This window comes from Bradyrhizobium sp. 45 (genome assembly GCF_023073155.1).
GTDB lineage: Bacteria > Pseudomonadota > Alphaproteobacteria > Rhizobiales > Xanthobacteraceae > Bradyrhizobium > Bradyrhizobium canariense_D.
Map to the genome: position 1 here is coordinate 49662 of NZ_JADPIX010000097.1, position 16847 is coordinate 66508.

The 16847-nt window shown below is 64.0% G+C and carries 10 protein-coding genes; 9 read left to right on the plus strand and 1 reads right to left on the minus strand.

The annotated features are described in order from the left end of the window. Together IVB42_RS14630 and IVB42_RS14635 are read left to right on the plus strand one after the other, a co-directional pair. Positions 1–5047: VCBS domain-containing protein (locus IVB42_RS14630; RefSeq protein ID WP_247470522.1), on the plus strand; the 5047-nt coding region annotated here is incomplete at its 5' end. A gap of 79 nt (positions 5048–5126) precedes the next feature. Beyond that, the gene (locus IVB42_RS14635) at positions 5127–7358 is read left to right on the plus strand and encodes an adenylate/guanylate cyclase domain-containing protein (protein WP_018457599.1); all 2232 of its coding nucleotides are present in this window, start codon (positions 5127–5129) and stop codon (positions 7356–7358) included. Between the two features lie 255 nt (positions 7359–7613). On the opposite strand, the gene IVB42_RS14640 is transcribed toward IVB42_RS14635, so the two are convergent. Further along, complete coding sequence (locus tag IVB42_RS14640) at positions 7614–9209, minus strand: ABC transporter substrate-binding protein (RefSeq protein WP_018457598.1); 1596 nt, start codon at positions 9207–9209, stop codon at positions 7614–7616. A gap of 210 nt (positions 9210–9419) precedes the next feature. On the opposite strand from IVB42_RS14640, the gene IVB42_RS14645 reads away from it, so the two are divergent. The 7 genes from IVB42_RS14645 (at position 9420) to IVB42_RS14675 (ending at position 16773) form a co-directional block, all read left to right on the plus strand. Continuing rightward, on the plus strand, positions 9420–11078 hold the full coding sequence (locus IVB42_RS14645; protein WP_018457597.1) for an ABC transporter substrate-binding protein: 1659 nt from the start codon (positions 9420–9422) through the stop codon (positions 11076–11078). A 195-nt stretch (positions 11079–11273) separates the two neighbouring features. Then, complete coding sequence (locus IVB42_RS14650; RefSeq protein WP_085349306.1) at positions 11274–12227, plus strand: ABC transporter permease; 954 nt, start codon at positions 11274–11276, stop codon at positions 12225–12227. Positions 12228–12229: 2 nt separating this feature from the next. After that, positions 12230–13132: an ABC transporter permease gene (locus IVB42_RS14655; protein ID WP_018457595.1), complete on the plus strand. Its 903-nt coding sequence runs from the start codon at positions 12230–12232 to the stop codon at positions 13130–13132. 2 nt (positions 13133–13134) lie between these two features. Continuing rightward, complete coding sequence (locus IVB42_RS14660; protein ID WP_018457594.1) at positions 13135–14196, plus strand: ABC transporter ATP-binding protein; 1062 nt, start codon at positions 13135–13137, stop codon at positions 14194–14196. Further along, on the plus strand, positions 14193–14387 hold the full coding sequence (locus IVB42_RS14665) for a hypothetical protein (protein ID WP_018457593.1): 195 nt from the start codon (positions 14193–14195) through the stop codon (positions 14385–14387). Before IVB42_RS14660 ends, IVB42_RS14665 begins: the two co-directional genes overlap by 4 nt. Continuing rightward, positions 14384–15799 carry an Asp-tRNA(Asn)/Glu-tRNA(Gln) amidotransferase GatCAB subunit A gene (locus IVB42_RS14670; RefSeq protein WP_018457592.1) on the plus strand — a complete coding sequence of 472 codons (1416 nt, stop codon included), beginning with the start codon at positions 14384–14386 and terminating at the stop codon, positions 15797–15799. Before IVB42_RS14665 ends, IVB42_RS14670 begins: the two co-directional genes overlap by 4 nt. Further along, positions 15796–16773: an ABC transporter ATP-binding protein gene (locus IVB42_RS14675; RefSeq protein ID WP_018457591.1), complete on the plus strand. Its 978-nt coding sequence runs from the start codon at positions 15796–15798 to the stop codon at positions 16771–16773. Before IVB42_RS14670 ends, IVB42_RS14675 begins: the two co-directional genes overlap by 4 nt. Positions 16774–16847: the final 74 nt, after the last annotated feature.

The window sequence follows — 16847 nt, forward strand, 5'->3', positions numbered from 1 at the left end:
GCTCAACGGTGCCGGGACTGTCACCGGCAACGGCGAGATCGACCTGACCGGCGCTGCCGTGCTGAGCGGCGGCATCCTAAACAACAACGCGGCCTTCAAGGTCAGCGGCAGCGGCAACGCGCTGGACCACGAAACGATCACGAATGCGACGACCGGCACGATCGAAGTGCTAGCGAACGGCGCGCTGACGATCGACCAGGGCTCGACGGTTGCGAATGCCGGCAACGTCACGGTCGATGCCAACGGCAAGCTGACGGTGAACGGCGCCACGATCAATGGTGCCGGTACGGTCACCAGCAATGGCGAGATCGATCTGACCGGCGGCGCGGTTCTGAGCGGCGGCATCCTGAACAACAATGCGGCCTTCAAGGTCAGCGGCACCGGCAACGCGCTCGACCATGAGACGATCACGAATGCGAGCACCGGCACGATCGAGGTGCTGGCGAACGGCACGCTGACGATCGACCAGGGCTCGACTGTCGCGAATGCCGGCAACGTCACGATCGATTCCGCTGGCAAGCTGACAGTTAACGGCGCCACGATCAGCGGTACCGGGACTGTCACGGGCAATGGCGAGATCGATTTGACCGGCGCTGCGGTGCTGAGCGGCGGCATCCTGAACAACAACGCGGCCTTCAAGGTCAGCGGCACGGGTAACGCGCTAGACCATGGAACAATCACGAACGCGGGCACCGGCACGATCGAAGTGCTGGCGAACGGTGCGCTGACGATCGACCAGGGCTCGACGGTCGCGAATGCCGGTAACGTCACGGTCGATGCCAACGGCAAGCTGACGGTCAACGGGGCGACGATCAACGGCACCGGCACGGTCACCGGCAATGGCGAGATCGATTTGACCGGCGCTGCGGTGCTGAGCGGCGGCATCCTGAACAACAACGCGGCGTTGAAGGTCAGCGGCACCGGCAACGCGCTGGACCACGAGACGATCACGAATGCGAGCACCGGCACGATCGAGGTGCTGACGAATGGCGCGCTGACGATCGACCAGGGCTCGACGGTCGCGAATGCCGGTAACGTCACGGTCGATGCCAACGGCAAGCTGACAGTTAACGGCGCGACGATCAGCGGTGGTACGATCAACGGTCTCGGCACGATCGATGTCACCGGCGCCAGCAAGATCGATCAATCGGCGACGCTGAGCACCACTGCCGTGACGGTCGAGAGCGGCGTCATCCTGACGCTGGATGACGTGATAGTTGCGGGCACCGCAATCGCCAATCATGGCACGGTCAAGGTCGATGCAGGCAGCAAGCTGACATTGAACGGTGCGAGCCTGACAGGCGGCGCGCTCACCGTTTCGGGCACGCTGAATTCGACCGGCACAACTGCGATTACCGACGCCAACATCTCGAACAACTATCTGATCGAGGCAACCCTGGGCGCGTTGACGCTGCTGGCGACGACCTCCGCAAGCTCGATCGCGAATGGCGGCATCCTCAGGGCCAATGGCGCCGAGCTCGACATCAACGGCGAAGCCATCGCAAACACCGGCACGCTGGCGGCGATCAATCATGGGACACTGAAGCTGATCGGGATGACGGTGACCGACACCGGCAGCGGTAGTGTCTCGGTCGAGTCCGGCTCGGCACTCGATCTTCAGGGCGCGACCATCGACGGCGGCACGGTGACGATTGCCGGTACGCTGGAATCGACCGGCACCAGCGCCATCGACAATGCCGACATTACCAACACCGGCACGATCACGGTCACCAGCGGTACGCTGACGATTGATCCCGCCACGCTTCACGCCATCACCAATCACAATCTCATTCAGGCGAAGGGCGGCGTGCTCGACGTCTCCGGTGAGGATATCTCCAACACTGCGGCTCTTGAGGCAGTCAACCACGGCACGCTGAAGCTGGCAAATCTCACCGTTAGCAACAGCAGTGCTGGGTCGATCACGGTCGACGGCACCTCGAAGCTCTATCTGACCGACGTTTCGATCAACGGCGGCAGCCTGAGCAATGCCGGCAATCTCTACAGCGCCGGCGTCGATACGGTCACGGGCAGCGTCACCAACACTGGCATCATCGAGGTCCAGAGCGGCATTCTCGACCTTGCGGGCGGCATCGCCGGTTCAGGCAAGGTAATCGTCGATGTTGGCGCGACGCTGGAGTTTTCGGGCGCGACCGGTTCGATCCACATCGTCAATTCCGGCTCCATCGTGGGCGCCGGTGGCAATGCGGCGATCCACATCCAGCAGGATACGACCGGTTCGGTGATCAACAATTCCGGCACCATCGGGCCGCCCGCCGCTTCGAGCGTGACCTCCGCGACCGACGCGATCATCGAGATCGGTGGCAGCCTCACGATCAACAACACCGGCCACATCAACGGCAATATCTCGGTCGCCAGCGCGACCTTCAATAACGAGTCCGGCGGCACCTGGACGGTCGCCGGCACGAGCGCCTTCGGCAATGCGTCGTCGATCGTCAATGACGGTGTCATCGATCTCCTCAACGGCGCCTCGATCTCCCTGGGTGGGCCTGGACTCGTCAATCACAGCCACATCGACAGCTGGGGCACGGCGTCGATCTCGGGCACCATCAGCAATACCGGCAGCATCGAGGTCCATGATGGCGAGCTGTCGCTGTTCGGCTTGCTGACCGGCACGGGCTCGGTCACCGTCGATGCCGGTGCGCTGCTGAAGCTCGAAGGCACGGTCGCGCAGACGATCAACCTCGCGGGCGACGGCGCCGCGGTTGAGATCGATACGGATACGTTCGGCGGATCGATCGCGGAGCTGTCGGCGAACGACACGATCGACCTGTCGACGATCAAATACGGGCTCGGCACCAGCGCGGTCTATGTTGCAAACTCCAATCCCGCGACCGGCGGCGTGCTGACGGTGACCGATGCGGACGGCAATCACATCAGCCTGAACCTGGCCGGCGCCGACTACAGCAATGCCCATTTCGCCGGGAGCGACGACGGCACTGGCCACACGCTGATCACGATGACCGATGACCACGCCCCGGCCTTCACCGCCGGCGGCGTGCTGGCGGGGGGCGTCTCCGAGCAGGCGGACGCCACCGGTGACTTCGCCACCTCCGATACCTCAACGCCTGCGACCGGCGCGATTGACTTCACCGACATCGACCTGACCGACCTGCCGTCGGCACAGATCACCGGCCAGGACGTGACCTCGCTTGGCGCCGATCACAGCACTAACCTCACCTCGTCGCTCTCGCTTGACGAGATCGCGGCGCTCAAGAGCGGGCTGACGCTTCTGCCGCAGGCCGGGCTGAACAATGGCATCGTCACCTGGAGCTATTCGATCGCCGACGGCGCGCTGGACTTCCTCGCCAAGGACCAGACCGCGAAGGTGGTTTCTACCATCACGAGCACGGACGATTACGGCGAGACCGCCACAACCGACGTCACGGTCACGATCACAGGCAAGAACGACGCGCCGACCTTGGCCGCGGTCACCACGGATCCGCTCGTCGATACCTCCATCGCCGACAGCTTCTCGGACGTCACGGGAATGCTGGTCGGAACCGACGCCGACCATGGAGAGACGGCGGGGCTGACCTATGCCGTTCTGAACGCGGATAGTCATGGGACGACGGCTGGCCTGTACGGCTCGCTGACGGTCAACGCGAACGGCACCTACACCTACGTTCCCGATGCGGCTTCGATCAACGCGCTTTCGGAAGGCCCTTGTTCGGACGTCTTCACGATTCAGACCACGGACGCGCAAGGTGCTGTCGGCACGGCATCATTCACGGTTGCCGTAACAGGCGCCAACGACGCTCCGGTGTTGACCGATGGTAGCATCGGGCAGCTCACCGATACGTGCGCAGCGGATAATTTCTCTGACCTCACCGGACAGGTGGTCGGGACCGATGCCGACTCCGGCGATACGCTGACCTACACCTTGCTGAACGCAGATCACCAGGCAGTCGGAGAGGTCACGGGTCACTATGGCGCGCTGGCGCTCAACACGAACGGCACCTACACCTACGTTCCCGATGCGGCTTCGATTAACGCGCTGCCGGGCTGCTTGCACTATTCCGACAGTTTCACGGTCCAGGTCACGGATGCACATGGCGCCGCCTCCACGGCGATATACACGGTGGACCTGACGGGCGCCAACGACGTGCCAACGCTGTCCGCTCTCAACCTCGGCAAGCTTACGGACACGGCGGCGACCGACACCTTCTCCAATCTCACCGGAAATCTCGCGGGCACCGACGCCGATGCCGACGAGACGGTGACGCTGACCTATTCTGTCCAGAATGCGGATAGTTGCGGGACGGCTCCAGGACACTACGGCGCGCTGACGGTCCACTCTGACGGCAGCTACACCTACGTTCCCGACGCGGCTGCGATCAACGCGTTGCAAGAAGGGCCCTTCGCGGATACGTTTACGGTCCAGACGACGGACGCGCATGGCGCGACCGGCACTGCGACACTCACGGTGGACGTGGACGGCGCGAACGATGCGCCGGTAATGGACGTCAACCAGATCAGCCTCACGCATGACGACGCTCAAGTCACTGTGCACGGTATCTCGGCCACCGACTCCGATGCGGCTGCCAATGAAACCTTCACGCTCGTTGCCTCCGGCTCGGGTAGCAATTTGAGTCCGGCGTCGACGTCCGATACCTTGGCGCATATCAATTCCGCGCTGCAGACCGTGACCTACACTGATGCAAGTGAAGGTGCGGCCATACAGACGGTCACGCTCACCGTGGCCGACAGTCACAACGCAAGCAAGACGGTTAGCCTGCTCTTTGGCACGGCCGGGCAAGATGACTTCATCGGGACAGGCCATCAGGACCAGTTCGTGTTCGCCGCCAGTTCCAACAACGATACGATCACCAATTTCACGCCCGGTCAGGACCATATCGACTTGTCGGCAGTCGTGACCGCCAGCGATTTTGGGGCATGGATGGCGCAGCACGTGGCGGCTTCGCCGACCAATTCCGCTGACACCCTGGTCACGATCAACGCTTCGGACACCATCCTTCTGAAGGGTGTCGCCCACCTCCAGGCGAGCGACTTCATCGTCCATGCCTGATTGCTGCATGATGGGCCGCGATCGTCGGCAGGCCCGATCCACGCTGCCGTTCACCGCCAAAGCGTGATATCCAGCCACCATGAAACGTCTCAAGATCCTGCGGCGGTGGTTTGCGCGCAAGTTCGGGTTTGCGCGGCTGATGTGCCTTGCGCTGCTGGTCGTATTTGCCGGCGCTCGGCTCTGGGATCCGCCTCCGATCCAGGAACTGCGGCTGCGCACGTTCGACATGTTTCAATTGATCGATCCGCGCCACAAGACGGCGCGGCCGGTCACCATCGTCGACATCGACGACAAGAGCCTCGCCAAGCTCGGCCAGTGGCCGTGGCCGCGGACGCGGATCGCCGACATGATCCAGAACCTCACCAATCACGGCGCGGTGGCGATCGGCTTCGACGTCGTGTTCTCGGAGGCCGACCGGCTCAACCCGGATCTGGTCGCGAGCCAGATGCGCTACCTGGACGACGCCACCCGCGCCAAGCTGCGCGAGCTGCCGAGCAACGACCAGATCCTCTCCGAAGCGATCAAGCGCTCGCGCGTGATCCTGGGCGAGACTGGGCAGCGGGCGATTTCGTCCGAGGTCGACAAGTCGCTGCCCTTCACCGGCGTCGCGACGGTCGGCGAGGAGGGCGCTGAGCGCTTCCTATTCGAATTTCCCGGGCTGTTGCGCAACGTGCCCGAGATCGAGAAGGTCGCGGCCGGCCGCGGCCTGTTCTCGATCAAGACCGAGCGCGACGGCCTGATCCGGCGCGTGCCGATGATCATGCGCGCCCAGGGCATGGTCATGCCTTCGCTGAGCCTCGAGATTTTGCGCGTCGTCACGGGCACGCCGACCTTGCTGGTTCGGACCGACAAGACCGGCGTGCGGGCCGTGCGTCTCAAGGGCGTGGAGATCCCAACCGACAGGAACGGTCAGCTCTGGGTGCATTACGCGCGCCAGGATCCCTCGATCTACGTCTCGGCCGCCGACGTGCTCGACAATACGGTGCCGCCTAACAAGATCGCCGGCAAGCTGGTGCTGATCGGCACCTCGGCGGTTGGGCTCAACGACATCAAGACCACGCCGGTGTCCTCGACCATGCCCGGCGTCGAGATCCACGCCCAGGTGCTGGAGAGCGTGCTGAGCGGCGCGGTGATCTCCCAGCCGAACTATGCGCTCGGCGTCGAGCTGCTCGCCGCGCTCGTCATCGGCTTGCTCGTCATCATCTTCACGCCGAACCTCGGACCAGTTCGCCTCGTGCTTGCCGGCGCGACCTTCGCCGCTATCCTGATCGGAGTGTCCTGGTTCTTCTATGCGCAGCACCGCTATCTCATCGACTTCACTTATCCGCTGCTCTCGACCACCGCGATCTATCTGACGCTAATCTTCGCCAGCTTCGTGCGCGAGCAGCGCCAGCGCGTGCAGATCCGCGGCATGTTCGCGCAATACATGTCGCCGGTGCTGGTCGAGCAACTCGCGCAGTCACCGGAAAAACTCGTCCTCGGCGGCGAGGAGCGCGAAATGACGATCATGTTCTCCGACGTGCGCGGCTTCACCACCATATCGGAAACCTACAAGCACGATCCGCAGGGCCTGATCGCGCTGATGAACCGCTTCCTGACTCCGCTGACCGACGTGATCATCGATCAGAAGGGCTATATCGACAAATATATGGGCGACGCCATCATGGCGTTCTGGAATGCGCCGCTCGACGATGCCGAGCACGAGGTCAACGCCTGTGAGGCCGCGATCCAGATGTTGGAGAAGATCGACGCGGTGAACAAGGACCGCGAGCAGGAGGCCATTGATGGCGGTCACGTCTACATCCCGCTCAATGTCGGTATCGGTCTCAACACCGGCATCGGCGTCGTCGGCAACATGGGATCCGACCTGAAGAAGAACTATTCGGTGCTCGGCGACAGCGTCAACCTGGCCTCGCGCCTGGAAGGCCAGTCGAAGGAATACGGCTTTCCCATTATCGTTGGCTCGCGCACCGCGCTCGCGGCCAAGGACAAGTTCGCGATCCTCGAACTCGACTTCATCATGGTCAAGGGCAAGACCGAGCCGGAGGTGATCTATGCCATCGCCGGCCGCGAGGATGTGATGCTTTCAGGCGCCTTCCAGCGCCTGCGCAACGTCACCATCGAAATGCTCGCCTGCTATCGCAGCCGCGACTGGCAGGGCGCGCTGGACGCGATCGACCGCGGCCGCAGGAGCGAGGATGCCGACACGCTGGAAAAGCTGTTCAAGCTCTATGAAGTGCGCATCAAGGAATTCCAGGTCAATCCACCGCCGGAAGGTTGGACCGGGGCCTATGCGCTGCTGACGAAATAAGGGAGGCGCTTGCTAGCGGCTAAACCCTCGGTGTCGTCCCGGCGCAGGCCGGGACCCATACTCCGCAGCAGAAGCTGTACGCCAGATCGGAGTTGGCTGTCGTTGCCGAATTCAACTCGGTGGTTATGGGTCCCGGCTACGCCGGGACGACAGCGGTGTTCGACGCCGCAGGCCGTCGCCTTAATAAGAGGTGTCGTCCTGGCTTTCGCCAGGACGACAGTGGTGTTTGCGGAAGCGGGGTGCCGACCTTGAGCCTCACTCCGCCCCGATCGTCGTGAGATCCTGGAACCAGTGCTGCGCCTGCACGAACTGCTTGACCTTGGGCGACAGCGCATGCGGGTTGGTGTCGTGCACCACCCATACCAGCGTGGCGTCGTCGACGATCAGCGCGTGCGCCTGCGCCAGCAACTCGTCCTGCTTGGCGCTGTCGAAGGTCTGCTTGGCCTCGTCGATCAGCGCGTCGGCCTTCGGGTTTTTGTAGCCGCCCCAGTTGACGCCGACCGGCGCGATCTGGCTCGAATGGAAGAAGCGGACGATGGCGTAGAGCGGGTCAGAGGTGACATAGGCGATGTTGTTGGCGGTGATGCCGGCGTTCATCTCGTCGGCCGCGCCCTTGCGCCAATGCGTATAGAGTGTCTCGAGCTCGACGACCTTGAAATCGATGTCGATGCCGGTCTCCTTGAAGCTCTGCTGCAAAAATTCGTTCATCGGCAGCGACAGCATCTGGCCGGTGCCGCCCTGTGCGATGATGAAGGTCGCTTTCAGCGGCTTCGCCTTGGAGTAGCCGGCTTCCTCGACCAGCTTCTTGGCGGCTGCGACATCGTATTTCAGCTCGAAGCTCGGCTTGCCGAACCAGGGGCTCGACGGATCGACCTGTCCCTTGGCGGGTTTCGCAAGGCCATTCATCAGGCCCACCACGGCTTCACGATCGATCGCGAGGTTCAGCGCCTTGCGCAGGCGGATGTCGGTCCAGGGCGAACCCGGCAGCACGCTCAGATGATAATTCCAGACATGCGGCGTAACGTTGTCGACGAGCTTCATGCCGGCGGCCTTGAGCTGCGGCACGGCATCCGGCGCCGGCGTCTCGATCAGATCGACCTGCCCGGCCAGCAGCGCATTGGTGCGCGTCAGCGCTTCCGGCATCGGCACCAGCACGAGCTTGTCGACCTTGGGAATACGCTTCTTGTTCCAATAATCCGGATTCTTCGTGAGCTCGGCGAGTTCGCGCGGCACCAGTTTTGTCAGTTTGAACGGGCCGGTCCCCGAAGGCTGGCTCGCGAACTTGTCCCAGTCCTTACCGAGCTTCTCGTATTGCGCCGGGCTGGAGACCAGGAACCACAGCATCTGATAGGGAAAGAAGGAATCGACCGTCTTGGTGGTGATCTCCACCGTGAAGTCGTCGATCTTGGCGTAGCTCGCGACCGAAGGCAGGCGGGTCTTGACCTGCGCACTCTGGCGCTTGTCGAATTGCGGCGCCTTGTCATTGAGCACCTTGTCCAGATTCCAGATCACGGCGTCGGCATCGAACTCGCTGCCATCGTGAAACTTCACGCCCTTGCGCAAGGTGAAGCGCCATTTGGTCTTGTTCTCGGCATCGACCCTCCACTCGGTGGCCAATCCGGGCACCAGCTTTCCCGGCCGGTCGGCGACGTCCATCTCCCACGCCACGAGCGGATCGTAGATGGTGTAGGCCGTGAACTGATAGGCGCCCGCGCCGCGATCGGGCTGGCCGGTCGTCAGCGGGATGTCCGCCATCGAGATGCCGTAGCGCAGCACCGTTTCGGCGCCCGCCGGAATCGCGGACAACGCCAGTGCAAGCACGGCGAAACAGGTCGATAGTCGGATACGCATGGGCCAAAGCTCCAAGGAAGAATTCAAGGACAATCGGAGCCAAACCTGCAATCTTGATGCCAGAATAGGCAGCGAGGTGCTTTCGCCGACGTGTCATCACAAGGACTTGTCGTCGCAGGGGCAATTTGCAGAATAAGTTTCCCCATTGGCATAGGCATTGCATACGATTGCATCAAAATTAGTCATCGAAGCCGGAAAAGGATTGAGTCAATGTTGATCAAGAAAAACAAGACCCGCGCGGCGCTGATCGCGTTGCTGGCGCTCAGTAGCGCGGCTGCGTGGCCGCGCGCGGCCACTGCCGAAACCGTGCTGCGCATCGCCATGACGGCTGCCGATATTCCGCGCACGCTGGGCCAGCCCGATCAGGGCTTTGAAGGCAACCGCTTCACCGGCCTCACCATGTATGACGCGCTCACCGGCTGGGACCTTTCCTCGGCCGACAAGGCGAGCGTGGTGATCCCCGGCCTTGCTACCGAGTGGAAGGTCGACGATGCCGACAAGACCAAATGGACTTTCAAGCTGCGGCCGGGCGTCACCTTCCATGACGGCTCGCCGTTCAATGCGGACGCCGTGGTGTGGAATGTCGAGAAGGTGCTGAAGCAGGACGCGCCGCAATTCGACGCCAGCCAGGTCGGTGTCACGGCCTCGCGCATGCCGACGCTGGCATCAGCGAAGAAGGTCGACGACATGACGGTCGAGCTCACCACCAAGGAGCCCGACAGCTTCCTGCCGATCAACCTCACCAATCTCTTCATGGCGAGCCCGGCGAAGTGGCAGGCCTTCTACGACAAGGCGGAGGGCGCCGACGCCAAGGCCAAGTCGCAGGCCGCATGGACCGCGTTTGCCAAGGACGCCGCGGGCACCGGCCCGTGGAAGATGGCGGGCTTCACCCCGCGCGAGCGGCTGGAGCTGGTCAAGAATGCGAGCTACTGGAACAAGGACCGCGTGCCCAAGGTCGACAAGATGGTGCTGTTGCCGATGCCGGAGGCCAACGCGCGCACCGCGGCGCTGCTTTCCGGGCAGGTCGATTGGGTCGAGGCGCCGGCGCCGGACGCGTTGCCCGAGCTCAAGCAGCGCGGCTTCAAGCTCTACGCCAACGAGCAGCCGCACGTCTGGCCGTGGCAGTTCTCGCGCGTCGAGGGCTCGCCCTGGAACGACATCCGCGTGCGCAAGGCCGCGAACCTCTGCGTCGATCGCGAAGGCCTCAAGGACGGCCTGCTCGCGGGGCTGATGGTGCCCGCGACCGGCACGTTCGAGGTCGGCCATCCCTGGCGCGGCAGACCGACCTTCGAGATCAAGTACGACAAGGCTGCTGCACAGAAGCTGATGCAGGAGGCCGGATTCGGCCCGAACAAGAAGCTGACGGTGAAGACCCAGACGTCTGCGTCCGGCTCGGGCCAGATGCAGCCGTTGCCGATGAACGAATATATCCAGCAGGCGCTGGCCGAATGCTATTTCGACGTGCAGCTCGATGTCATCGAGTGGAATACGCTGTTCACCAACTGGCGCCGCGGCGCCAAGGATCCCAGTGCCAACGGCTCGAACGCGACCAACGTCACCTATGCGGCGATGGACCCGTTCTTCGCGCTGGTGCGCTTCCTGCAATCGGGCATGGCGCCGCCGGTCTCGAACAATTGGGGTTTCATCAACAATCCCAAATTCGACGAGCTGGTGAAGAAGGCGCGGCAGACCTTCGATCCCGCCGCGCGTGACGCCGCGCTCGCCGAACTGCACGCGGCCTCCGTCGATGACGCGGCCTTCCTCTATGTCGCCCACGACGTCGGTCCCCGCGCCATCAGCCCGAAGGTGACAGGCGTCGTGCAGCCAAAGAGCTGGTTCATCGACTTCTCACTGGTGTCGATGCAATAGTTCCCGCCTCATACGCAGTGCACCCTCTCCCCTTGCGGGAGAGGGTGGCTTCGCGCAAGCGAAGCCGGGTGAGGGATCTCTTTCCGCGGATGACCCTCTCTCTTTTTCGTTAACACTGCATCCGGGGTTAGAGCCCTCATCCGGCGCTTTGCGCCACCTTCTCCCACAAGGGGAGAAGGGAAGAAAAGAAACAACGTGCTCGCCTATATCGCCAGACGCATCGTCTACGTCATCCCGATCGTCATCAGCGTCGCGCTGGTGTGTTTTCTGCTCGTGCACATCACGCCGGGCGATCCGCTCGTCGCGGTGCTCCCCGCAGACGCCTCGCAGGAGCTCGCCGCGCAGCTCCGGACAGCCTATGGTTTCGACCGCCCGCTGCCGGTGCAGTTCGGGCTTTGGCTGCTCCGCGCGCTTCATGGCGATCTCGGCAATTCCATCGCCACGGGCCGCCCGGTGCTCGCCGAGGTCATGCGCGCGGTCAGCAACACGGTCACGCTGGCGATTGCGGCGGCGATCATCGGCTTCACCATGGGCATCCTGCTCGGCCTGATCGCCGGCTATTTCCGCGAGACCTGGATCGACAAGCTGGCGACCTCCTTTGCCATCGCCGGCGTTTCGGTGCCGCATTACTGGCTTGGCATGGTGCTCGTCATCATCTTCTCGGTCCAGCTGAACTGGCTGCCCGCTGTCGGCGCCGGACCCGGCGGCTCGGCCGCCTGGGCCTGGGACTGGGCGCATTTGCAATATCTCGTGCTGCCAGCGATCACGACCTCGGTGATCCCGATGGGCATCGTCACTCGCACGGTGCGCGCGCTGACCGGCGACATTCTCAGCCAGGACTTCGTCGAGGCGCTGCGTGCAAAAGGCCTGCATGAGCGCGGCGTGTTCCGCCACGTCATCAAGAACGCCGCCCCCACCGCGCTCGCGGTGATGGGACTTCAGCTCGGTTACATGCTCGGCGGCTCGATCCTGATCGAGACGGTGTTCTCCTGGCCGGGCTCGGGCTTCCTGCTCAACTCCGCGATTTTCCAGCGCGACCTGCCGCTGCTGCAGGGCACGATCCTGATCCTGGCGCTGTTCTTCGTCTTCCTCAATCTGATGGTCGACATCGCGCAAGCCGCGATCGACCCGCGCATCAAACGGGGTTAGCGATGAGCGAGCTTCCGTTGTCCGTCACCAGCGATACGGCGCTTCAGTCCGCGCCCGCGACCAAGGCGCGCGGCTATTGGGCGACCGTCGGCCGTCGTATCTGGCGTGACAAGGTCAGCATGGTCTGCGCGCTGGTGCTGCTGCTGATCTTTCTCTCCGCGATCGTTGCGCCGTGGCTCGGTCTGGAAGATCCCTACAAGGGCTCGATGATCCGCCGCCTTCGGCACATTGGCACATCCGGCTACCCGCTCGGCACCGACGAACTCGGCCGCGACATGCTGGCGCGGCTGATCTATGGCGGCCGGTTGTCGCTTCTCATCGGCATTTTGCCTGTGATCCTCGCCTTCTGCATCGGCACCTCGCTCGGCCTCGTTGCCGGCTATGTCGGCGGCAAGCTCAACACCGCGATCATGCGCACGATCGACGTGTTCTACGCGTTTCCGTCCGTGCTGCTGGCGATCGCGATCTCGGGCGCGCTGGGCGCGGGCATCCTCAATTCCATCGTGTCGTTGACCGTCGTGTTCGTGCCGCAGATCACCCGCGTTGCCGAAAGCGTCACGACGGGGGTGCGCAACATGGACTTCGTCGACGCCGCGCGCGCCTCGGGCGCGGGACCGTTCACCATCATGCGCGTTCATATCCTCGGCAATGTGCTCGGTTCGATCTTCGTCTACGCGACCAGCCTGATCTCGGTCTCGATGATCCTCGCGGCAGGCCTGTCGTTCCTCGGCCTCGGCACCAAACCGCCGGAGCCGGAATGGGGCCTGATGTTGAATACCTTGCGGACCGCGATCTATGTCAACCCCTGGGTCGCCGCGCTCCCCGGTGCAATGATCTTCGCGGTCTCGATCTGCTTCAACCTGCTCTCGGACGGCCTGCGCAGCGCCATGGACATCAGGAACTAGCCATGAGCGAAACCAACCTCTCCGTCGCAATGCTGGAGCCGATCGAAGACCTCGGCGGCGTCGCCCAGCCGCTGCTCCAGGTCAACGGCCTCACCAAGCATTTCCCGGTTCGTGGCGGCCTGTTCGCCGCAAAGCGCACCGTGCGGGCGGTCGATAATGTCTCGTTCACCGTCGCCAAGGGCGAGACCGTCGGCATCGTCGGCGAGTCCGGTTGCGGCAAGTCGACCACCGCGCGGCTGCTCATGCATCTGATGCCGCGCGACACCGGTGACATCATCTATGACGGCATGAGCGTCGGCCAGTCGCTCTCCTTGCGCGAGCTGCGCCGCGGCATGCAGATGGTGTTCCAGGATTCCTACGCTTCGCTCAACCCGCGCCTGACCATCGAGGACTCGATCGCCTTCGGCCCAAAGGTGCACGGCATGGCCGACGGCGCCGCGCGCGCGCTGGCGCGCGAGCTGCTGGGCAAAGTGGGCCTGGTTCCTGCAAACTTTGCCAACCGCTACCCGCATGAGATCTCCGGCGGCCAGCGCCAGCGCGTCAACATCGCGCGTGCGCTGGCCCTGTCGCCGCGGCTGGTGATTCTCGACGAAGCCGTCTCCGCGCTCGACAAGTCGGTCGAGGCGCAGGTGCTCAATTTGCTTGCCGATCTCAAGAGTGAGTTCGGCCTGACCTATCTCTTCATCAGTCACGACCTCAACGTCGTGCGCTATATCAGCGATCGCGTGCTGGTGATGTATCTCGGCGAGGTCGTCGAGCTCGGCCCGGTCGACCAGGTCTGGGACCAACCGGCGCATCCCTATACGCGCGCACTTCTTGCCGCGATGCCGTCCTCGGATCCGGACCGCCGCACCGAGACGCCGCCGATCACGGGCGATCCGCCCAATCCGATCGATCCACCCTCGGGCTGCCGCTTCCACACCCGTTGCCCGTTTGCGGAGCCGCTCTGCGCAAATGCGACACCAAAACTCACCGCGCTCGATAGAATGGGCCACGAGGCCGCGTGCTACATGGCGATCCCGGGTTCAGGCCATCGCCGCGCGCCGAAGGAGGAAACCGCATGAGACCGACGACAAAAGAGATCAAGGCGACGGCACAGGTCGCCGGCGTTCCCGTCGACGACGAGATCGCGACGCGCATCTCCAATTCCATCGGACCGGCCTTCGAGGGCTTTGCGGCCATTGCCGGCACGTTGCCGTTCGATCTCGAGCCCGCGCTTTATCCGATCGCGCAGACTGCCAAGGTCTCGAAATGAGCACCGAGCCCGCATTGATGACGCTCACCGAGGTCGCGCGCGCGATCGCGATGAAGCAGGTGTCCTCGCATGAGGTGACGCGTGCGCTGCTGCATCGCATCGCGCAGTGGCAGCCGCACCTCAACGCCTTCATGTCGATCGAGGCAGAGGCAGCGCTGAAGGCCGCCGATGCCGCCGACGCCGAACTCGCCAAGGGGGAAGTCCGCGGTCCGCTGCACGGTGTGCCGCTCGCGCACAAGGATATGTATTACGACGCAGGTCACGTCGCGACCTGCGGCTCGTTGATCCGCCGCGACTTCGTTCCGACAGTGACCTCCACCGCCTTGCAGAGGCTGAAGGACGCCGGCCAGGTTCGCCTCGGCACGTTGCATCTCGCCGAATTCGCCTATGGCCCGACTGGCCATAACGCCCATTACGGCCCGGTTCGCAATCCCTGGAACGCTGCGCACATCACCGGCGGCTCGTCGTCGGGCTCGGGCTCGGCGGTCGCGGCGCGACTGACCTATGCGGCGCTCGGCTCCGACACCGGCGGCTCGATCCGCATGCCCGCACATTTCTGCGGCGTCACGGGATTGAAGACCACCGTCGGCCGGGTCAGCCGCGCCGGCGCGATGCCGCTGTCGCAGTCGCTCGACACGGTCGGCCCGCTCGCCCGCACCGCCGAGGATTGCGCGCTGCTGCTGGCGCTGATGGCCGGCCCTGATCCTGAGGATTCGACCTGCAGTCATGAGCCGCTGTCTGACTATGTCGGCGCGACCAAGGGCTCGCTGAAGGGCCTCAAGGTCGGCGTCCCCTCGTCCTTCTATGTCGATGATCTCGACGGCGAGGTCGCGCGCGTGCTGGACGAGACCGTTGCGGTGCTCAAGCGTGAGGGCGCCGACATCGTCACGGTCGAGCTGCCCGATCAGCGGCAATTGTCCTCGGCAAGCCAGCTCGTGCTCGCAGCCGAAGCCGCCGCCTTCCACAAGCGCTGGATGATTGAGCGGCCGCAGGATTATGGTCCGCAGGTGTTGATGCGGCTCCAGAACGGCCTCGCGGTCCCCGCCATCACCTATCTCGAGGCGATGCGCTGGCGCGGACCTGCGCTCGCCGCGCACAACGCTGCCACATCGGGCGTCGACGCGATGATCGCGCCGGCGTCCCCCGTGCCGGCGCCAACGATCGAGGAGAGCGACGTTGGCGGCGGGCCGAATGCGCCGGCGCTGTTGCAGCGGCTGACGCTGTTCACCCGTCCGGTGAATTACCTCGGCCTGCCGTCGCTCACGGTGCCCTCGGGCTTCACCAAAAGCGGTCTTCCGATCGGCATGCAGCTGATCGGCCGCTCGTTCGATGAAGCGACCTTGCTCACCATCGGCGCCGCGTTCCAGCGCGCCACCGACTACCACGAAAGGCTGCCGAAACTTCCGTCATGACAAAGCTCGTCGAGATCTCAGGCCTTAACATCCGCTTCACCGGGGAGCGCACGGTCTATGCCGTGAACGATCTCAGTCTCTCGCTCGGCGACGGCGAGGTGCTGGGCCTGCTCGGAGAGTCCGGCTCGGGCAAGAGCGTGACCTTGCGCGCGCTGATGCGCCTGTTGCCGAAGAAGCGCACGCAGATCACGGGCAAGGTCAACGTCATGGGCCGCGACGTGCTCGCCATGAACGACGAGCAGCTGTCGTCGTTCCGCGGCCAAACCGTGTCGATGATCTTTCAGGAGCCGGCGCTGGCGCTCGATCCGGTCTACACCATCGGCGCGCAGATCGCCGAAAGCGTGGTGCGTCACGAAGGCAAGTCGTATGCGGAGGGCAGGGCGCGCGCACTCGAAATGCTCGAGGTCGTGCGCATTCCTTCCGCAAAACGGCGGCTCGATGCCTATCCGCATGAGATGTCCGGCGGCATGCGTCAGCGCGCGATGATCGCGCTGGCGCTCGCGTGTCGTCCCAAGATATTGCTCGCGGACGAGCCGACCACGGCGCTCGATGCCACCGTGCAGATCCAGATCCTGCTGCTGTTGCGCGAGCTGCAGCGCGAGTTCGGCATGTCCGTCATCTTCGTCACCCATGACATCGGGGTCGCCATCGAGATCTGCGACCGGGTCGCGGTGATGTATGCCGGCCAGATCGTGGAGCAGGGCACGCTTCGCGACATCGTCCGCTCGCCGGTGCATCCCTACGCCAGGGGCCTGCTCGCCTCGACCGTCCACGGGGCCAAGCGGGGACAGCGGCTCGAGACCATCCCCGGCACCCCGCCGTCGCTGGGCGAGCGGCCGCACAACTGCTCCTTTGCGCCCCGCTGCGCCGCTGCCCAGCCGCGCTGCCTGGAGCAATTGCCTGGGAATGTGGAGGTCGGGCCGGGCCGGGCAGCACGGTGCGTGCTGGCGGAGCCGGTCACCGCGCTGTCATGATATTTGGACCGCCAGCGGGGAACGGGGGAACAGCATTCAGACCTCGTTCATCCCGGTTCCGCTTCCATGGAACC

What these genes read in the sequence shown, in the direction of transcription:
- IVB42_RS14635 (WP_018457599.1), top strand. Translation starts at nt 5,127, where the DNA reads ATGAAACGTCTCAAGATCCTGCGGCGGTGGTTTGCGCGCAAGTTCGGG.
- IVB42_RS14640 (WP_018457598.1), bottom strand. Translation starts at nt 9,209, where the DNA reads ATGCGTATCCGACTATCGACCTGTTTCGCCGTGCTTGCACTGGCGTTG.
- IVB42_RS14645 (WP_018457597.1), top strand. Translation starts at nt 9,420, where the DNA reads ATGTTGATCAAGAAAAACAAGACCCGCGCGGCGCTGATCGCGTTGCTG.
- IVB42_RS14655 (WP_018457595.1), top strand. Translation starts at nt 12,230, where the DNA reads ATGAGCGAGCTTCCGTTGTCCGTCACCAGCGATACGGCGCTTCAGTCC.
- IVB42_RS14660 (WP_018457594.1), top strand. Translation starts at nt 13,135, where the DNA reads ATGAGCGAAACCAACCTCTCCGTCGCAATGCTGGAGCCGATCGAAGAC.
- IVB42_RS14665 (WP_018457593.1), top strand. Translation starts at nt 14,193, where the DNA reads ATGAGACCGACGACAAAAGAGATCAAGGCGACGGCACAGGTCGCCGGC.
- IVB42_RS14670 (WP_018457592.1), top strand. Translation starts at nt 14,384, where the DNA reads ATGAGCACCGAGCCCGCATTGATGACGCTCACCGAGGTCGCGCGCGCG.
- IVB42_RS14675 (WP_018457591.1), top strand. Translation starts at nt 15,796, where the DNA reads ATGACAAAGCTCGTCGAGATCTCAGGCCTTAACATCCGCTTCACCGGG.